Origin of the sequence: Pseudarthrobacter sp. H2 (assembly GCF_050157045.1) — a bacterium.
Taxonomy (GTDB): domain Bacteria; phylum Actinomycetota; class Actinomycetes; order Actinomycetales; family Micrococcaceae; genus Arthrobacter.
Window position 1 is genome coordinate 1,080,880 of sequence record NZ_CP189594.1, and the last position, 15,597, is coordinate 1,096,476.

Below are 15,597 nucleotides of genomic sequence, written 5' to 3' on the forward strand. Positions count from 1 at the left end.
AGTGACGATTCCCAACCCCATAGACTGGCTCCATTGTTCTTCTGACAATGGAGCCAGTCTTCAGGGCGGCGCTACAGCTTGCGGGGCAGGTCCGCGGTGGTGTCGGTCCGTCCGGCGCGGCGGGAGCGGGTGAGCCGGTCGCCGATCCAGCAGGCCGCGGCGATGCCGGCGACGAGGGCCATGGTGCTGAAAAGCTGCCTGCTGCTGTCCGGGCTGCTGAAGCCGACCGCGAAGATCAGCGCCAGGAGCGCGAGCCCGAAAACGGTCAGCCCGGGGAAGCCCTTCATCCGCAGCGGCAGGGCGGTGCCGTCCCGGTCGGCCCGGCGGCGGAGGACCAACTGGGACACGAGGGCGGTGCCCCACACCACGAGGCACGTGGAGCCGACCAGCTGGAACAGGGCCGGCAGGATCCGGTCCGGGAAGAGCAGTTCCAGCACCGCGGCCAGGAAGCCGAACGCCACGGAGACGCCGACGGCCACCATTGGGACCCTGGCCCGGCTGAGCCTGGACAGGATCCGCGGAGCCTCGCCGCGCCCGGACAGCGAGTACACCATCCGTGACGCGCCGTAGAGGTTCGCGTTCAGCGCCGAGAGGAGCGCGACGACGGCGACCAGGGTGATGGCGGTGCCCGCCCCCGGAATCCGGGCCACGTCCAGGACGCCGGCGAACGGCGACTTCAGTGCCGGCGACGTCGACGGGAGGACCGCCGCGATGACGAAGACGGAGCCGATGTAGAACACCAGGATCCGCCAGACGACGGTGCGGATGGCCTGGCCCACGCTGTGTTCCGGGTTTTCGGTCTCGGCCGCTGCCACGCTGACGATCTCGGTGCCGCCGAAGGCGAAGATCACGACGAACAGGGCGGTGGCGATGCCGCCGAGGCCCGCCGGAGCGAAGTCCGAGGTGACGTTGCGCAGTCCGGGGGAGGCGACGTCGGGGAGCCAGCCGAGCAGCAGGGCGGCGCCGACGGCCAGGAACAGCACGATGGCGGCCACCTTGAGGATGGCGAACCAGAACTCGAACTCGCCGAAGTTCTTCACCCCGGCGAGGTTGATGGCCGTGAACAGCGCCATGAAGATCAGCGACAGGGCCCAGACCGGGATCACCGGCCAGACCGTGAACAGCAGTCCGGAGGCCCCGAGGGCTTCGGCCGCGATGACCACCACGAGCTGCAGCCACCAGAGCCAGCCCACGGTGGCGCCCGCCGTCTTGCCCAGGGCCTTTTGCGCGTACACGGAAAACGCGCCGCTGTTCGGGTTGGCCGCGGCCATCTCGCCCAGGGCCCACATGACCAGGATGATCAGGGTGCCGGCCACGAGGTAGGAGATCAGCACGGCCGGGCCCGCTGCCGCGATCCCGGCTCCTGATCCCAGGAACAGGCCGGCGCCGATCGCGCTGCCGAGTCCCATCATGGTGAGTTGGCGCGGCTTCATGCTGTGGCCCAGTTGTGTGGCCGGACGCACTGCGGTGGAAATCATCGTCGACTTCATCGTCATGCTTGCGAACCTTCTTGTGGTCGGTGTCTGGGGTCCTTGTGGGACATAGTGAATTTACCGTCCCGCCCGGGGGTGCGCATACGGTCCGTGGGATCATGGACGCAGTTTGCGGGGAAACAGCCACAAAATTCGGCTTTTTGTGCTGCAGAGTATCGTGAGAAAAGGAAATTCGATGAACGTTGATGCGGTGGACGCGAGAATTGTCCGATTCTTCACAGACTCGCCGAGAGCCTCGGTGCTGGAAGCGTCGCGGGTTCTCAAGATTGCCCGGGCCACGGTCCAGTCCCGGCTGGACCGGATGACCGCCACCGGTGTCATCGCTTCCTGGGTCCCGCTGCCGGACCCCGCGCATTTCGGTTATCCGGTGGTGGCCTTCTGTTCCCTGACCATCAACCAGGACCTGGGGCACGACGCCGTCGTCGAAGCGCTCGCGGAGATCCCGGAACTGATCGAGATCCACACCGTTTCCGGCAGTTCGGACCTGATGGCCCGCATCGCCGCCCGCTCCAACCCGGACCTGCAGCGGGTGCTCGATGCGATGATCGCCACCCGGACGGTGCTGCGCTCCTCCTCCGTGATTGTGCTCAACACCCATTTCCAGGGCCGCACCCTGCCGCTGCTGGAAGCGGCCGCCCGGGGGCGCTGAGCTAGACGACGCTGAGCTAGACGACGCCGAGGTTGTTCGGCAGGCCGGAGCGTCCGGTGAGCCGAAACATTTTGCATCATGGGCAACGGGCCTTACACTTAGTTCTAGTCAAAGTGACCATAACTAATCCGGCGGTCGGGCCGGACCGCTCCGGACAGCCCCACACGGGACATCCGGGAGCCCGGATTGCGGGGTGAACCACCATTTTCACGACAGCCGCCAACGTCACCGAGCGCCAGTCCGCGCCGCCGTCGCTGGCTATCTCCACCGTGATCTTCGCACTGCGCCCCAGCGAGCGGTCCGGCCGTCCCACCCTCTGGATCCCGCTCGTGCGCCGGATCAGGGAACCGTTCAAGGGCCTGTGGGCCCTCCCGGGCGGTCCGCTGACCCACGCCGAATCCCTGCAGGACGCGGCGTCCAGGAACCTGCGCGAAACCACCGGACTCGCGCCCAGCTACCTGGAGCAGCTCTACGCCTTCGGCGGGCTGCACCGCTCGCCGACCCAGCGCGTGGTCTCGATCGTGTACTGGGCGCTGGTCCAGCCCACCGAGGCCGCGCTCGCCGACGAATCCGAAAACGTCCGGTGGTTCCGGGCGGACCGGCTCGACGGGCTGGCCTTCGACCACAACGCGATCGTCGACTACGCGCTCTGGCGGCTGCGGAACAAGATGGCCTACGGCTCCATCGCCTACCACCTGCTCGGCGAGTACTTCACCCTGGCCCAGGTCCGGGAGGTCTACGAGGCGGTCCTGGACCGCGAACTGGACCCGGCCAACTTCCGCCGCCAGATCAAAGCCACGCCGGAGATCGAAGAAACCGACCAGTACCTGCAGGGCGGCAAGCACCGCCCGCCCCGCCTCTACCGCTTCACCGGCCGCCCCGGCCTTGACCCAGATAACAGGAGCACACCATGAGCAGCGTCAACACGGCAATCCAGCTGATCACACGCGAACAGGCCGAGGAAAACACGGCGGCGGCCTCGACCTGCAGCCCGGCGCTCGCCCGCGGACCCTGGGACTACGACCTCGCCGAGGCCCTCGCCGGTGTGCCTGCCTACGGCCCCGGCGCGTCCTCCGCCGACGTCGCCCCGCCCGCGACCCCGCGCCAGGTCCAGCTCCCGGAGGAATACAAGCGGGCGTCCGACGCCGAGCTTGACGCCCGGATCCGCGCGGCCAAGGCGGTGCTGGGGGACCGGGCCGTCATCCTGGGCCACTTCTACCAGCGCGACGAGGTGGTCGAATACGCCGACTTCGTGGGCGACTCCTTCCAGCTGGCCAACGCGGCCCTGACCCGGCCCGACGCCGAGGCCATCATCTTCTGCGGCGTGCACTTCATGGCCGAGACCGCGGACATCCTGTCCCGGCCGGAGCAGGCCGTGATCCTGCCCAACCTTGCCGCCGGCTGCTCCATGGCGGACATGGCGGACATCGATTCGGTCACCGAATGCTGGGAACAGCTGGAGGAGCTGTTCGGCACCGAGCCCGACGCCGACGGCCGGGTCCCGGTCATCCCGGTCACCTACATGAATTCCTCCGCCGCGCTGAAGGGCTTCTGCGGCGAGCACGGCGGCATCGTGTGCACCTCCTCCAACGCCGCCACGGTGCTCGAATGGGCGTTCGAGCGCGGCCAGCGCGTGCTGTTCTTCCCGGACCAGCACCTGGGCCGCAACACCGCCAAGGCCATGGGCGTGCCGCTGGAGCAGATGCCCATGTGGAACCCGCGCAAGGACCTCGGCGGCAACGACGAACAGACCCTCGAGGACTCCCGCGTGATCCTGTGGCACGGCTTCTGCTCGGTCCACAAGCGCTTCAACGTGGGCCAGATCGAGAAGGCCCGCGCCGAGTTCCCCGGCGTCCAGGTCATCGTGCACCCGGAATGCCCCATGGAGGTGGTGGACGCGGCGGATTCCGCCGGTTCCACCGACTTCATCCGCAAGGCCATCGCCGCCGCCACCGAGCCGACAACCTTCGCGATCGGCACCGAGATCAACCTGGTGAACCGGCTGGCCGCCGAATACCCGCAGCACACCGTGTTCTGCCTGGACCCGGTGATCTGCCCCTGCTCCACGATGTACCGCATCCACCCCGGCTACCTCGCCTGGGTCCTGGAGGCCCTGGTCAACGGCGAGGTCGTCAACCGCATCACCGTGGAGGACGCAGTCGCGGCCCCGGCAAAGGTCGCCCTGGAGCGGATGCTGGCGGCCCGGCCATGACCAGGCCGCTGCGTCTGGTGATCGTCGGCAGCGGAATCGCCGGACTCTACGCTGCGCTGCTGGCCTCCGATGCGCGCCGGCACGGCGCCCCGGCGGCCGAGGTGGTGCTCCTGAGCAAGGGCACGCTCGAGGCGAGCAACACCTTCTACGCCCAGGGCGGCGTCTCGGCCGTGCTCTCACCCGGAGAGGCGGCTCCGGGCGACTCCGCGGCCGCCCACATCGCCGACACCCTCGCCGCCGGCGCCGGGCTGAACGACCCCGAGGCCGTCCGGATCCTGTGCACGGAAGCCGTCCGGGACATCGCGGGGCTGCGGCGCTTCGGCGTGCGGTTCGACGCCGGGCCCGGCGGCGGCCCGGCCCTGGGCCTCGAGGCCGCGCACTCCGCCCCGCGCATCCTGCACGCCGGCGGCGACGCGACCGGAGCCGGCATCGCCCGCGGGCTGGTCGCCGCCGTCCTCGAACGCGCCGTGCAGGGACGGCTCCGGGTGGAGACCGGCGCCTTCGTCACCGGACTCCTGACGGACCAGGCTGACGCAGGGACCGGGACCGGGATCGGGACTGCGGTTCCGGCGGGGGGCCCGACGACGGCGGCCCGGGTCACCGGCGTCGCCTACCTGTCCAACGGGGCGCCGAAGCGGCTGGCCGCCGACGCGGTGCTCCTCGCCACCGGCGGCGCCGGCAGGCTGTTTGCCCGGACCAGCAATCCCGCCGTGGCCACCGCCGACGGCCTGGCCCTGGCCTGGCGCGCGGGAGCGGACGTACGGGACCTCGAGTTCTTCCAGTTCCACCCCACCACGCTGGCCGCGGAGGAAGTCCCGGGCGGACCGCCCGCACTGCTGATCTCCGAGGCGGTGCGGGGCGAGGGGGCGCTGCTGCTCGACGCCGCCGGCTACCGCTTCATGCCGGACTACCACCCGGACGCGGAACTCGCCCCGCGCGACGTCGTCTCCCGCAGCATCGCACTGCACCTGGCCGCCACCGGCGCCCCCGCCGACAGCCCGGTCTACCTCGACGCCCGCGGCATCGAAGCCGACCGGGGTGCCGGGTTCCTGGCCCGGCGGTTCCCCACGATCAGCGCCGCGACCCGCGCCGCCGGCTACGACTGGACCGCGGAACCGCTCCCGGTGTCCCCGGCCGCGCACTACTGGATGGGCGGTGTGTCCACCGACGTCTGGGCCCGCACCTCGGTTCCGGGGCTGTACGCAGCCGGCGAGGTTGCCTGCACCGGAGTTCAGGGTGCCAACCGGCTGGCCAGCAATTCGCTGCTCGAGGGTCTCGTGTTCGGCCGCCGCGCCGTCGAGGCCTTCCTGAGTGACGAACCGTCGCACGACGGCACTGCTCCGCGTGCTGTCTCGGCCGCGGGCGGCCTCCCCTTGACGCACGCTTCCGGAGCACCCGCAGTCGACGACGGACAGCTCGACTTTGGGTGGGGGGAGGGAACCTCACCGGTTGTCCCCGAGGATGTTGTGAAACCTGTGCTTGTTCCCGGGCGGTTTTCACGCGACGCCCTGGGGCGGCTGATGACCGCGCACGCTGGAGTGTTGCGCACGGGACCGGAACTCGACGCTGCAGCCGCGCAACTGGCCAACTGGTCGGAATCTATCGACAGCCCCGAAGTGGCGGACCCGTGGGAGCACGAGGACCGGAACCTGCTGCTCGCCGCCCGGCTCCTCGTGGCGGCGGCACGGAAGCGGAGCGTCTCCGTCGGCGCCCACTACCGCGCCGACACAGCACACGACACGGCACATGACACAGCACACGACACAGCCCAGGCCGCCGGCACCTTCTCCATGCAAAGGATCTAGCCATGACAGCAATCCAGGCCCCCGCCCGCGGCACCGCCGTGCGCCAGGCACCAACCGCCCCCGCGGCGCTCGCCGGAACCCTGCCGGAGGCCGCGGTCCTGGCCGTGCTCCGGGCCGCGCTCGCCGAGGACGCGCCGTACGGCGACATCACCTCCCAGACGCTCATCCCGGCGCAGGCCCGCGCGACGGCGGTCCTGGCCGCCCGCGTGCCCGGCGTGCTGAGCGGCGGGGACGTGTTCGCTGCCGCGATGAAGCTGACGGACCCGGATGCCGCCGTCGAACTGCTCGTGGCGGACGGCGCCTCCTTCACCGCCGGGACGGTGCTGGCACGGGTCACCGGGAACGCCCGCGCCGTGCTCCTGGCCGAGCGGGTGGCCCTGAACCTCGTCCAGCGGATGAGCGCCATCGCCACCAGGACCACGGAATTCGTCGCGCTCGTGGACGGCACCGGGGCGCGGATCACCGACACGCGGAAGACGACGCCGGGGCTGCGCGTGCTGGAACGCTACGCGGTGCGTTGCGGCGGCGGCGCCAACCACCGCTTCAGCCTCTCCGATGCCGTGCTGGCCAAGGACAACCACCTGGCCGTCCTCACAGGGGGAGACCCGGGGCGGCTCACCGGCGTGCTGCGCGCAGCGAAGGCGCAGCTGGGCCACACCACGCACTTCGAGGTGGAGGTGGACCGGATGGAGCAGATCGAACCGGTGCTGGCCGCCGGCGTGGACACCATCATGCTGGACAACTTCCCGCTGGCGGACCTCGCCGCCGGCGTGGCACTGGTAGGCGGCCGCGCCCGGGTCGAGGCCAGCGGCAACGTCAACCTGTCCACCGTGGCGGCCATCGCCGCCACCGGCGTCGACGTGATCTCCATCGGTGCCCTCACCCACAGCGTCACCGCCCTGGACCTGGGCCTGGACGTTGAACTGGACGTTGAACCGCACGCCGAGCAGGCCGTAGAAACCGGCCCAGAGCCGGCCGCCGTCGCGCAGGCCGCAGGCTGAGGCACGCCATGATCTTCCTGGACGCCGCGGCCACGACGCCGGTCCGCCGCGAGGTGCTCGAGGCCATGTGGCCCTATCTCAGCGGCGAATTCGGCAACCCGTCAAGCCACCATTCCCTCGGTGAGGCGGCAGCCGCCGCGCTCGCCGGGGCGCGCACGGCCACGGCCAGGGCCCTGGGCGCCCGCCCGGGGGAGATCATCTTCACCTCCGGCGGCACGGAAGCGGACAACCTGGCCGTCAAAGGCATCGCCCTGGCCCGCCACGCGGCGGACCCGCGGCTGGACCGGGTGGCGATCAGCGCCGTCGAACATCCCGCCGTGCAGGAATCCGCGCGCTACCTCGAGCGGGTCCACGGCTTCGCCGTCGACGTGGTTCCGGTGGACGCCTACGGGCAGGTCACGGAGCAGGCCCTGGCCGCGGTGCTCCGGCCGGAGACGGCGCTGGTCAGCATCATGTACGCCAACAACGAGGTCGGGACCGTGCAGCCCGTGGCCCGCCTCGCGGCGCTGTCCCGCGAACACGGCATCCCGTTCCATACCGACGCGGTCCAGGCCGCCGGCTGGCTGCCGCTGGACACTGCGGCGCTGGGCGTGGACGCGCTGAGCATTTCCGGGCACAAGCTGGGCGCCCCCAAGGGCAGCGGCGCATTGTTTGTCCGCGGCCGGATCCGGCTCGAGCCGCTGGTCCACGGCGGCGGGCAGGAACGCGGCCGCCGCTCGGGCACCGAAAACGTCGCCGGCGCCGTGGCGCTGGCGACGGCGCTCACGCTGGCCGGGCCGTCGCGTCCGGGGACCGGGGACCATCCGGCGGCCCGGGTTGCGGCGCTGCGGGATGACTTCATCCGGTCCGTCCTGGCGGCCGTCCCGGGGGCGGTCCTCACCGGCCACCCCACCGAGCGGCTGCCCTCGGTGGCGTCGTTCTGCTTCCCCGGGACCAGCGGTGAATCCGTGCTGCTGGAACTCGAGCGCCAGGGCGTCATCTGCTCCAGCGGTTCGGCGTGCGCTGCAGGCTCGGACGAGGCATCGCCGGTGCTGCTGGCGATGGGTATCGACGCCGAGGTGGCCCAGACGGCGGTCCGGTTCAGCTTCGATTCCACGATCACGGCAGCGGAACTGCAGGAGGCGGCGGCGGCCGTCCGCAACGCCGTCGGAAGCGTCCGGGCCCTCGGCCAGACTGCCTGACCCGGCTTGCCCGGCCTTCCAGGGCCATGACCGGCGGCATGCTGACGGACGTATGCTTTTCATAGCGGTTCAGCAGCGAGCCGTCGCGTCGCGATATTTAGGCGTGGAGCATGGCCGACAGAACTGCAGCGGACCCCACAGGCGGACCGCCCGCCGCCATCCTCGACCTGGTGCTGGACAGCGCTGAGGTCGGCACCTTCCTCCGGAGCGTCCTGGCCGCGTTGATGGCGGATCTCGGCGGCGCCGGCCGGGGAATGAACTGGGCCCTCGCCATTCTCCGGGCCGGGAAAACCAGCACCTGGGTGGCAGACAGCGCCCACACGGCGGCCATCGACCGGATCCAGCATTCTTTCGACGACGGTCCGGCCCTGACGGCAATGCGCGGCGGCGAATTTGTGCATGTCGGTGATGCCGGCCTGGAACGCCGCTGGCCGGGATACGCGAGTGCAGTTGCCGGTTACGGGGTCCGGTCCCTGCTGTCCGTTCCCCTGGTGTCAGAAGGCGTGTTCGCCGCCTCGGTCAACCTGTACGCGCCGCTGCCGCACTCCTTCACCAGCGAGGACATCACCAAGGCGCGCAGCTACACCCGGCAGGGCATGCGCGGACTCAGCCTCGCAATGCAGCTGTCCGCGAAGAAAGAAACCGACGCCGGGCGTCTCCCCGCACCCGGATCCCGTGACCTCGTCGGTGAAGCGTTGCGGATCCTCATGGACGAATACCGGCTCAGTTACGAGGCAGCTTCCCACTACCTCCACACCGCCGCACGGAGGTCTGCGGACCTTGAGCAGGCGGCCCTGGACATCGTTACCGCCGGTTCGCCGCCCAGCCCCCACCCCGACCTGCACGACGGCCCCGACGGCCTGCCGGCTCCGGCCAGGAAAGCCCGGCCCGCCGGTCGAACCGTTCCGTCCCGCGGGAGCGCGGGAAGCACCGCCTGAGCGCCCCGAGTCGTTGCCGGTGCTGCCTCAGCCCTTGCCTGGGCCGGCCAGGGTGTAGGCCCCCGTGTCCTGCTCCTTTCCGGGGCGGAGGACCTTGAGGGCACCGGCCCAGGCGATGACCTGGTCCAAGAGCGTCTGCAGGTTCTTTTCGGCACTCTCCGACGGCGTGAAGGTACGGTAGCCCTCAAACTCGGTGGCCAACGGCAGCGCGACCTGGGCGCGGACGTCCGCCATCTGCAACTCCCCGGCCACGGACCGGAGGTGTTCCACGGCCCGGGTGCCGCCGGCACTGCCGTAGCTGACGAATCCGGCGGCCTTGTTGTTCCACTCCTTGTACAGGTAGTCCAGCGCGTTCTTCAGTGCCCCGGGAATGGAATGGTTGTACTCGCCGGTGACGAAAATGTAGCCGTCGAAGGCGTTGACCGCCTGCGACCAGGCCCTCGTGTGCTCCTGGCTGTACCGGCCCCTTGACGGGGGCACCGGCTCGTCCAGCAGCGGCAGGCCGAAGTCGGCGACGTCGAGGACCTCGAAGGCGGCGTCGCCGCGCTCCGCTGCCCGGGCCTGCACCCAGTCGGCCACGGGCTTTCCCAGCCGCCCCGGTCTGGTGCTCCCGAGCACGACAGCTATGCGGATCATGGCGGAATTCCTTTCCGGAACGTGTTTCCCCTCCATCAGGTCAACAACCCGGAAGCGCCGAATCTTCCACACATTCGTGCGCCAGCCGGGGAAGGCGGGATGGTCAGCGGTGCCGGGCGCGGCGGAAGATCCAGTGCCGCAGCAGGGTGAACCGCACGGCCGTGGCGATAAATCCGGACAGGGTGGTGGTCCACAGTTCATCGGCCACCGAGGCGTCCGGCCTGACCCAGTGCAGGACCCCCAGGCTGCCGCCCGTGATCAGCAGCGCCACCAGGATCACGATCAGCCCGTTGAGGTGGTCGCGCTTCATCCGCCGGCGCTCGGTGATCTTGAAGGTCAGCCGCCGGTTGAGCGCCGTGTTCATCAGCGAGGTGATGATCAGGGCCGCCGCGTTGGCCGGCTGGGATCCGATCCACGGCCGGAGAACCGCATAGAGGGCCAGGGACGCCACGGTGCAGACGATGCCGACGCCGGTGAACCGGACAAGCTGCCGGGCCAGCGGGTAGCGGAAGATCCCGCGGCGCCGGAGCGCTGCCGGTTGGCGGGAACCGGCGGGCACAGGGCTGGCGGGAAGGAGCTGCTGCCCGGGATCGGTGGCCGGGGCGGCAGGGGATTCCATCCGTCCAGACTGTCACAGTACGGCCGCGTTCCGCGAAAAAGTGCCGGGCCGCACGGTAGAGCCCGTCCGGCAAAGCCCGCCCAGTACAGTCCGCTCAGTACAGCTCGCTCAGTACAGCTCGCCGGCCGGGATCTCCACGGCCAGCCGGTTGGACGGACCGGCCAGGGGACATGCCCACGCCTCGTTGTAGGCACAGGACGGGTTGTAGGCGAAGTTGAAGTCCACGACGAACTCCGCCTTCGGGCCGGAACCGTGCACGCCGTGGAAGGCGCCCTTGATGGTGTCCAGCAGGTACCGCCCCGCGCCGTAGCTGCCGCCGGGCTGTCCGGCGGTGGCGTCACGGAACGGCACGAAGATCCCGCCGCCGTAGCCGTTCAGCTTCCAGACGGCCAGCTGTCCCATCTCGGGAAGGTCGAACGTCCCGAGCCGGACGAATCGCACCAGGCCGTCGGTCCCGGTCTCAACGTTCATTTCCCGGCCCGCGCCCTCACTGGTGAGGGGGATGTGGAAGCGGTAGATCGGATCGTAGTCCGCCGTCTTCAGCCCGTCGAAGCTGGACTTGGCGGCGGCAGTCAGCGGCGATGCGGGGTGCGTGCCGAACATCCGGTCGCGCTCCTGGCGCCAGTAGGAATGGGCCTCGGCGGGGTCGTCCGCGGCGATCTGCCGCACGGTGGCGTAGAGGGCAAAGGTCCGGAGCCGCCAGTCCGCGATGTCGACGGCGGAGATGTCCGCCACGCTGTCCTGGTCCCCAAAATGCGTTCCGTCAAACTGCTGTTCCGCCATGCCCCCAGCGTAGCCCGGTTTCCCGGCCCCGGATTGCGCCCGTGGCGGAGCGGACCCTTGAGCCCGCGCAACCCCGCGGCAGCCGACACCGAACCGACGCTGCGCGTTTTCCTGTGTCCGTCGTCACGGCGGCTAGGCTGGCAGCATGACTGGGACGGCACTATCACGCGGGATCCGGATCGCCGCCGCGCTCGGCGTCGCCGCGGCCGCGCTTACCGGCTGCAGCGGCGACGGGAAGGGAACGCCGGCATGGACGTCCGGCAGCGGCCCGGCCGGAACGACGACGCCGGACGCGTCGTCGTCGGGCGGCTCACCCGGCGCGTCCGCGGGCGCGTCGACGGGCGCCTCACCCGGCGCGACGGCGGAGGCCACCGCCTCCGGCGGCGGGTCGGCGGCGCCCGGCTCGACGGCGTCGGCCTGGAAGGTCTTCACCGACCCCGCGAAAAGCGTCAGTTTCGAGCTGCCACAGGAATGGCTTGCCCAGTCCGTCGCGCCGGATTCGGGAACCATGCCGGGGGCGCTCAAGATCGAGGTCAAGGACGCTAAGGGAGGCTATCTCGCCACGCTGCAGACCGGGCTCCAGCCGCAGCCTGTGCCTGCCTGCGCCGACGGGGCCGCGAGGCCGTACGTCGTCGTCAGCAGCGTACCGGTGGAGCTTCCGCATGGCGGCGGCGCGGGGACCATCGATCCCCATGTGGTGTTCCGGGTGATCCAGGGCTACAAATACTTCGGCTCCTACGGCATCACCAACATCTTGGGCGGCTCCGGGGGCACGTCCTGCGCGCTGCAGAACCTGGTGCGCGGGCCGGAGGGCAGGGGCGACTATTCCTTCGGGGACCTGGCGGTGCTCAAGACGTTCGCCCCCGACCAGAAGGTCGCCCCGGCGAAGGCCTTCGACACCCTTGACCAGGCCGCAAAATATGTCAACGAGAGCTCCGAATTCGCCAACGTCCAACGGATGCTAATGTCTCTGAAGATCAGAAACTAGTCCCGCTCCCCGCGCCCGCCGCGGGCCGGCGGCGGCGGCCGGTTCCCCTGCCGCCACCTCACACCCCGGAGATACATGGAACGCACTGTGGCCGCCCGGCTGGCCTTCAAGACCGTGGCCGACACCAAAGTCGCCCTGGCGGTGGCCGTGGCCCGGAACGCCGGGTACGACTCGCTCGAGGAGTCCCTGTCCGTCACCGCGGGCGGCGAAGGCGTGGCCCTGACCGAGCTGCACGACCACCACGGCGGGCGCTTCCACTACATGGAATTCGAAGAGCCCGCGGACGTGCTGGTGGACTACACCGCCACGGTGTCCGGCTTTGCCCTGCCGGAAGAACCGGGCCTGATGGAACTCATCCGGTATGTCCGGCCGAGCCGCTACGCCGAGTCCGACAGGCTCCTGCCGACGGCCTACGCCGAATTCGGCGGCGTCCAGGGCGAGGAACTGCTGCACGCCGTGCGCAACTGGGTCTTCCGCGAACTCCGCTACGTCAGCGGCTCCTCCAGGGGGACCGACGGCGCCGTGGAGTCGCTGCTGCACCGCCGCGGCGTGTGCCGCGATTTCGCCCACCTCGCCATTTCGCTGCTGCGGTCCAGGAACGTCCCGGCCCGCCTGGCCGCCGTGTATGCGCCGGGACTGAGCCCGATGGACTTCCATGCCGTGGCCGAGGCCCACATCAACGGGGCCTGGCAGGTCATCGATCCCACCGGGCTCGCGCCGCGCGAAAGCATGCTGCGGATCACGGCCGGGCGCGACTCCTCCGATACCGCGTTCCTGTCCACCGTGGGTGGCAGCCTGTCGCTGACGGAACTCAAGGTCACCGCCGTCGTCAACGGCGAGCTGCCCCACGAGGATCCGGCGAAGCTCGTCGCCCTCCGCTGATCCGAAAATGAGATGACCTGCCTGTGGTTGGTGCGCGTGTGGGTATCCGGCGGCGGCGGCACAGAGCGTCTCCGGTGGTCATGAAAATGGGGTCAGGGTTACGGTCTAGCCGAGTGCTTCGAGCTGGCGGATGTGGCCGCCTTCATACCCCGACCCGTTCCGCCGGACCACGACGGGCACAACGGTACGCACCGGCCGCAGTCAGGTCACCTGCATTTTCCGATCAGGTCATCCGGCAGGTCATCCGGCAACGGCCGGGGTGTCATTTTTCGAAGTCGTCTGCACTGGATCTTGGACTCGGTCATGACCCCGCTAGCGCAGGGTTGTTCATAGTGCGCCGGGAAGTTTGGCCTGGGCGCCCGCTACTCGCCCGGGAAGACGATGCCCAGCTGGCGGCGGATTTCGTCCGCCACGTCCATGGTCGTGATTGATTCCGACAGTGGGCGTTCCGGGACCCCGCGGCCGCCGGCGTGGATGCTGCGGGCAGCTGCGGCAGCCTGGAAATGCAGGCCGTCAAAATGCGAACCTGCCGGTTCGTCATACCGCAGGGCCGTTCCGTCCGGGTAGCGGACGTCGAACCCGCCGGGCCGGTTGAACATCCCGTCGAAATTCAGCGTTGCCTTCCGGCCGACCAGGCTTGCCGCGGTGGGCGTGAAGTTGTGCAGCTGTGTGTTGACGATGGCCTGCGCCCCGCCGGGAAAGGACATGATGGCGGAGATTTGGCCGTTGACCCCGGAGTCGTGGTCCGTTCCGATGGCTTTCACCTGGCTGGGTTCACCGAGCAGGGTTGTGATGAGAGCGAGCGGATATGTGCCCAGGTCAAGCAGCGGTCCGCCGGCCAGGGCCGGGTCAAAGATGCGGTTGCTCGGGTCGTAGTGTTCGCCGTATTCGGCAATGACGGTGGTCAGCTTGCCCAACGTCCCCGATTCGATGACCTGGCGGGCCACGTCGAACTTGGGCAGGAAGAAGCTCCAGAGGGCTTCGGCCGCGAACAGCCCGGCTGCCTCGGCCCGGTCCCGGATGTCGCGGGCCTCGGCGGCGTTCATGGCGATCGGCTTCTCGATGAGGACATGCTTTCCAGCGGCCAGCGCCACGGCGGCGGCGGCGTGGTGGAAGTTGTGCGGTGTAGCTACGTAAACGACATCGACGGCGTCCGCGGCGGCCAACTCTTCATAACTGCCGTAAGCGGCGGGGATGCCGTGCCGTGCGGCGAAGGCCTGCGAACGGTCCAGGGAACGGGATCCCACAGCCGTAACGACCTGGCGGGTGTGGGCCTGGAGGGACCGGGTGAATAGTTCGGCAATCCAGCCGGGGCCCATGATCCCCCAGCGCAGCATGGGGGCATCCATGGGATCGGGGACCCGGGAAGCGGGCAGGGCCTGTGGGGTCATGAGTAGTCCACCTTGGTAAAAGCGTTGTGGGTGTCGCCGGAGGCGGCAATGAGGGCCTGCGCAACCTGGGCTGCGTGAAGGCCGTCGCGGGCTGTGGCCAGGGGCGACGCCGTCTGGTCCAGAAGGGAACGGATCCAGGCCTGCAGTTCAATCCGGTATGCGTCCGCGAAACGCGGGCGCCAGTCTTCCGGGTAGCGCGTTGACTGCCGGAGGGACTCATTGGTGCTCAGCAGGGCAGGCTCCGCGAGGCTGGCCGTGCCGCGCTCGGACACCACCTCACACAGGGTGCTGTAGCCGTACTGGGCGTTGAGGAACAGTTCCAGGGTGGTGAGGATGCCGTCGGCCGTGCGCAGCAGCATCAACGCAGGGTCGTGCAGTCCGTCAGGGGCGCTTGCGGACCTTCTTCCGGCGTGCCAGGCCACTTCCACGATGGGTGATCCCAGAAGCCACGGGATGATGTCCAGTTCATGAATCGCTGAATTGGTTATGGCCGTCGCGGTGGTGGTGTTGGGGCCCGAGGCGACATTCCGGCTCACGCAGTGCACCATGAGCGGCGCCCCGGCGCCCCCGGACCCGGTAAAGCGGAGCAGTTCCTGGTACCCGGGGTCGAAACGCCGCATGAATCCCAGGGACAGCAGCGACCTGCCGGTGGCTGCCACTGTTTCCTCGTCGGCGGCCACAATCCGGCGGCACTCGTCCACCGTCGGCGCCAGGGGTTTCTCGCAGAGCACAGGTTTTGAGGCCTGCAGACAGGCAAAGATGAGTTCGGCGTGGGTGGAGTCGTGGGAGGCAATGACCACCGCGTCCACCTCACTGGAGTTGATCAGTGCGGAAGGGTCCGTTGTGGAACGGGCACCCACCTGCTGAGCCGCCTCGGCTGCCCGGGCACCGTCAATGTCTGCCACGAAGCTGACGTCTGCGCCGCTGATGGCTGTTGCCAGGTTCGTGATGTGGTCCATGCCCATAATTCCGGCACCTATGACGCCAACCCGAATGCTCATTCCTTGAGTCCAATCTCT

At 69.5% G+C, this 15,597-nt stretch carries 15 protein-coding genes; 9 read left to right on the forward strand and 6 right to left on the reverse strand.

All coding sequences use genetic code 11. The features are described from left to right. Positions 1-71: 71 nt before the first annotated feature. Entirely contained in the window at positions 72-1,496 is a 1,425-nt protein-coding gene (locus ACQCSZ_RS05100) for an amino acid permease (RefSeq protein WP_427006994.1), read from the reverse strand. 172 nt (positions 1,497-1,668) lie between these two features. Here ACQCSZ_RS05100 and ACQCSZ_RS05105 point away from each other — a divergent pair, with 172 nt between their 5' ends. The 7 genes from ACQCSZ_RS05105 to ACQCSZ_RS05135 all read left to right on the forward strand — a co-directional run bounded on the left by ACQCSZ_RS05105 (position 1,669) and on the right by ACQCSZ_RS05135 (position 9,279). Beyond that, on the forward strand, positions 1,669-2,142 hold the full coding sequence (locus ACQCSZ_RS05105) for an Lrp/AsnC family transcriptional regulator (RefSeq protein ID WP_427006995.1): 474 nt from the start codon (positions 1,669-1,671) through the stop codon (positions 2,140-2,142). Between the two features lie 203 nt (positions 2,143-2,345). Beyond that, on the forward strand, positions 2,346-3,056 hold the full coding sequence (locus ACQCSZ_RS05110; protein ID WP_427008257.1) for an NUDIX hydrolase: 711 nt from the start codon (positions 2,346-2,348) through the stop codon (positions 3,054-3,056). After that, entirely contained in the window at positions 3,053-4,354 is a 1,302-nt protein-coding gene (gene nadA / locus ACQCSZ_RS05115; protein ID WP_427006996.1) for a quinolinate synthase NadA, read from the forward strand. Before ACQCSZ_RS05110 ends, nadA begins: the two co-directional genes overlap by 4 nt. Beyond that, on the forward strand, positions 4,351-6,159 hold the full coding sequence (locus ACQCSZ_RS05120; RefSeq protein ID WP_427006997.1) for an L-aspartate oxidase: 1,809 nt from the start codon (positions 4,351-4,353) through the stop codon (positions 6,157-6,159). The genes nadA and ACQCSZ_RS05120 overlap by 4 nt, the downstream gene beginning before the upstream one ends. Positions 6,160-6,161: 2 nt before the next feature. After that, positions 6,162-7,160 (forward strand): carboxylating nicotinate-nucleotide diphosphorylase, encoded by a 999-nt coding sequence (nadC, locus tag ACQCSZ_RS05125; RefSeq protein WP_427006998.1) that lies wholly within the window; start codon positions 6,162-6,164, stop codon positions 7,158-7,160. A gap of 8 nt (positions 7,161-7,168) precedes the next feature. After that, entirely contained in the window at positions 7,169-8,341 is a 1,173-nt protein-coding gene (locus tag ACQCSZ_RS05130; protein WP_427006999.1) for a cysteine desulfurase family protein, read from the forward strand. 110 nt (positions 8,342-8,451) lie between these two features. Continuing rightward, complete coding sequence (locus ACQCSZ_RS05135; RefSeq protein ID WP_427007000.1) at positions 8,452-9,279, forward strand: GAF domain-containing protein; 828 nt, start codon at positions 8,452-8,454, stop codon at positions 9,277-9,279. 27 nt (positions 9,280-9,306) lie between these two features. Here the strand turns inward: ACQCSZ_RS05135 and ACQCSZ_RS05140 are convergent, their stop codons facing one another. The 3 genes from ACQCSZ_RS05140 to ACQCSZ_RS05150 form a co-directional block, all read right to left on the reverse strand. Then, positions 9,307-9,915, reverse strand: coding sequence for an NADPH-dependent FMN reductase (locus tag ACQCSZ_RS05140; protein WP_427007001.1), 609 nt, complete (start codon positions 9,913-9,915; stop codon positions 9,307-9,309). A gap of 103 nt (positions 9,916-10,018) precedes the next feature. Continuing rightward, entirely contained in the window at positions 10,019-10,534 is a 516-nt protein-coding gene (locus tag ACQCSZ_RS05145) for a GtrA family protein (protein ID WP_427007002.1), read from the reverse strand. A gap of 108 nt (positions 10,535-10,642) precedes the next feature. Then, positions 10,643-11,317: a DUF1684 domain-containing protein gene (locus ACQCSZ_RS05150; RefSeq protein WP_427007003.1), complete on the reverse strand. Its 675-nt coding sequence runs from the start codon at positions 11,315-11,317 to the stop codon at positions 10,643-10,645. 145 nt (positions 11,318-11,462) lie between these two features. On the opposite strand from ACQCSZ_RS05150, the gene ACQCSZ_RS05155 reads away from it, so the two are divergent. Both ACQCSZ_RS05155 and ACQCSZ_RS05160 read left to right on the forward strand, forming a co-directional pair. Further along, positions 11,463-12,305, forward strand: coding sequence for a hypothetical protein (locus ACQCSZ_RS05155; RefSeq protein ID WP_427007004.1), 843 nt, complete (start codon positions 11,463-11,465; stop codon positions 12,303-12,305). Positions 12,306-12,380: 75 nt separating this feature from the next. After that, positions 12,381-13,187: a transglutaminase-like domain-containing protein gene (locus tag ACQCSZ_RS05160; protein WP_427007005.1), complete on the forward strand. Its 807-nt coding sequence runs from the start codon at positions 12,381-12,383 to the stop codon at positions 13,185-13,187. A 362-nt stretch (positions 13,188-13,549) separates the two neighbouring features. On the opposite strand, the gene ACQCSZ_RS05165 is transcribed toward ACQCSZ_RS05160, so the two are convergent. Further along, positions 13,550-14,578, reverse strand: a complete 1,029-nt coding sequence (locus ACQCSZ_RS05165; protein WP_427007006.1) for a Gfo/Idh/MocA family oxidoreductase — start codon at positions 14,576-14,578, stop codon at positions 13,550-13,552. Next, the gene (locus ACQCSZ_RS05170) at positions 14,575-15,579 is read right to left on the reverse strand and encodes a Gfo/Idh/MocA family oxidoreductase (protein ID WP_427007007.1); all 1,005 of its coding nucleotides are present in this window, start codon (positions 15,577-15,579) and stop codon (positions 14,575-14,577) included. Before ACQCSZ_RS05170 ends, ACQCSZ_RS05165 begins: the two co-directional genes overlap by 4 nt. Positions 15,580-15,597 lie beyond the last annotated feature (18 nt).

What these genes read in the sequence shown, in the direction of transcription:
- ACQCSZ_RS05100 (WP_427006994.1), bottom strand. Translation starts at nt 1,496, where the DNA reads ATGACGATGAAGTCGACGATGATTTCCACCGCAGTGCGTCCGGCCACA.
- ACQCSZ_RS05105 (WP_427006995.1), top strand. Translation starts at nt 1,669, where the DNA reads ATGAACGTTGATGCGGTGGACGCGAGAATTGTCCGATTCTTCACAGAC.
- nadA (WP_427006996.1), top strand. Translation starts at nt 3,053, where the DNA reads ATGAGCAGCGTCAACACGGCAATCCAGCTGATCACACGCGAACAGGCC.
- ACQCSZ_RS05120 (WP_427006997.1), top strand. Translation starts at nt 4,351, where the DNA reads ATGACCAGGCCGCTGCGTCTGGTGATCGTCGGCAGCGGAATCGCCGGA.
- nadC (WP_427006998.1), top strand. Translation starts at nt 6,162, where the DNA reads ATGACAGCAATCCAGGCCCCCGCCCGCGGCACCGCCGTGCGCCAGGCA.
- ACQCSZ_RS05130 (WP_427006999.1), top strand. Translation starts at nt 7,169, where the DNA reads ATGATCTTCCTGGACGCCGCGGCCACGACGCCGGTCCGCCGCGAGGTG.
- ACQCSZ_RS05135 (WP_427007000.1), top strand. Translation starts at nt 8,452, where the DNA reads ATGGCCGACAGAACTGCAGCGGACCCCACAGGCGGACCGCCCGCCGCC.
- ACQCSZ_RS05140 (WP_427007001.1), bottom strand. Translation starts at nt 9,915, where the DNA reads ATGATCCGCATAGCTGTCGTGCTCGGGAGCACCAGACCGGGGCGGCTG.
- ACQCSZ_RS05145 (WP_427007002.1), bottom strand. Translation starts at nt 10,534, where the DNA reads ATGGAATCCCCTGCCGCCCCGGCCACCGATCCCGGGCAGCAGCTCCTT.
- ACQCSZ_RS05150 (WP_427007003.1), bottom strand. Translation starts at nt 11,317, where the DNA reads ATGGCGGAACAGCAGTTTGACGGAACGCATTTTGGGGACCAGGACAGC.
- ACQCSZ_RS05155 (WP_427007004.1), top strand. Translation starts at nt 11,463, where the DNA reads ATGACTGGGACGGCACTATCACGCGGGATCCGGATCGCCGCCGCGCTC.
- ACQCSZ_RS05160 (WP_427007005.1), top strand. Translation starts at nt 12,381, where the DNA reads ATGGAACGCACTGTGGCCGCCCGGCTGGCCTTCAAGACCGTGGCCGAC.
- ACQCSZ_RS05165 (WP_427007006.1), bottom strand. Translation starts at nt 14,578, where the DNA reads ATGACCCCACAGGCCCTGCCCGCTTCCCGGGTCCCCGATCCCATGGAT.
- ACQCSZ_RS05170 (WP_427007007.1), bottom strand. Translation starts at nt 15,579, where the DNA reads ATGAGCATTCGGGTTGGCGTCATAGGTGCCGGAATTATGGGCATGGAC.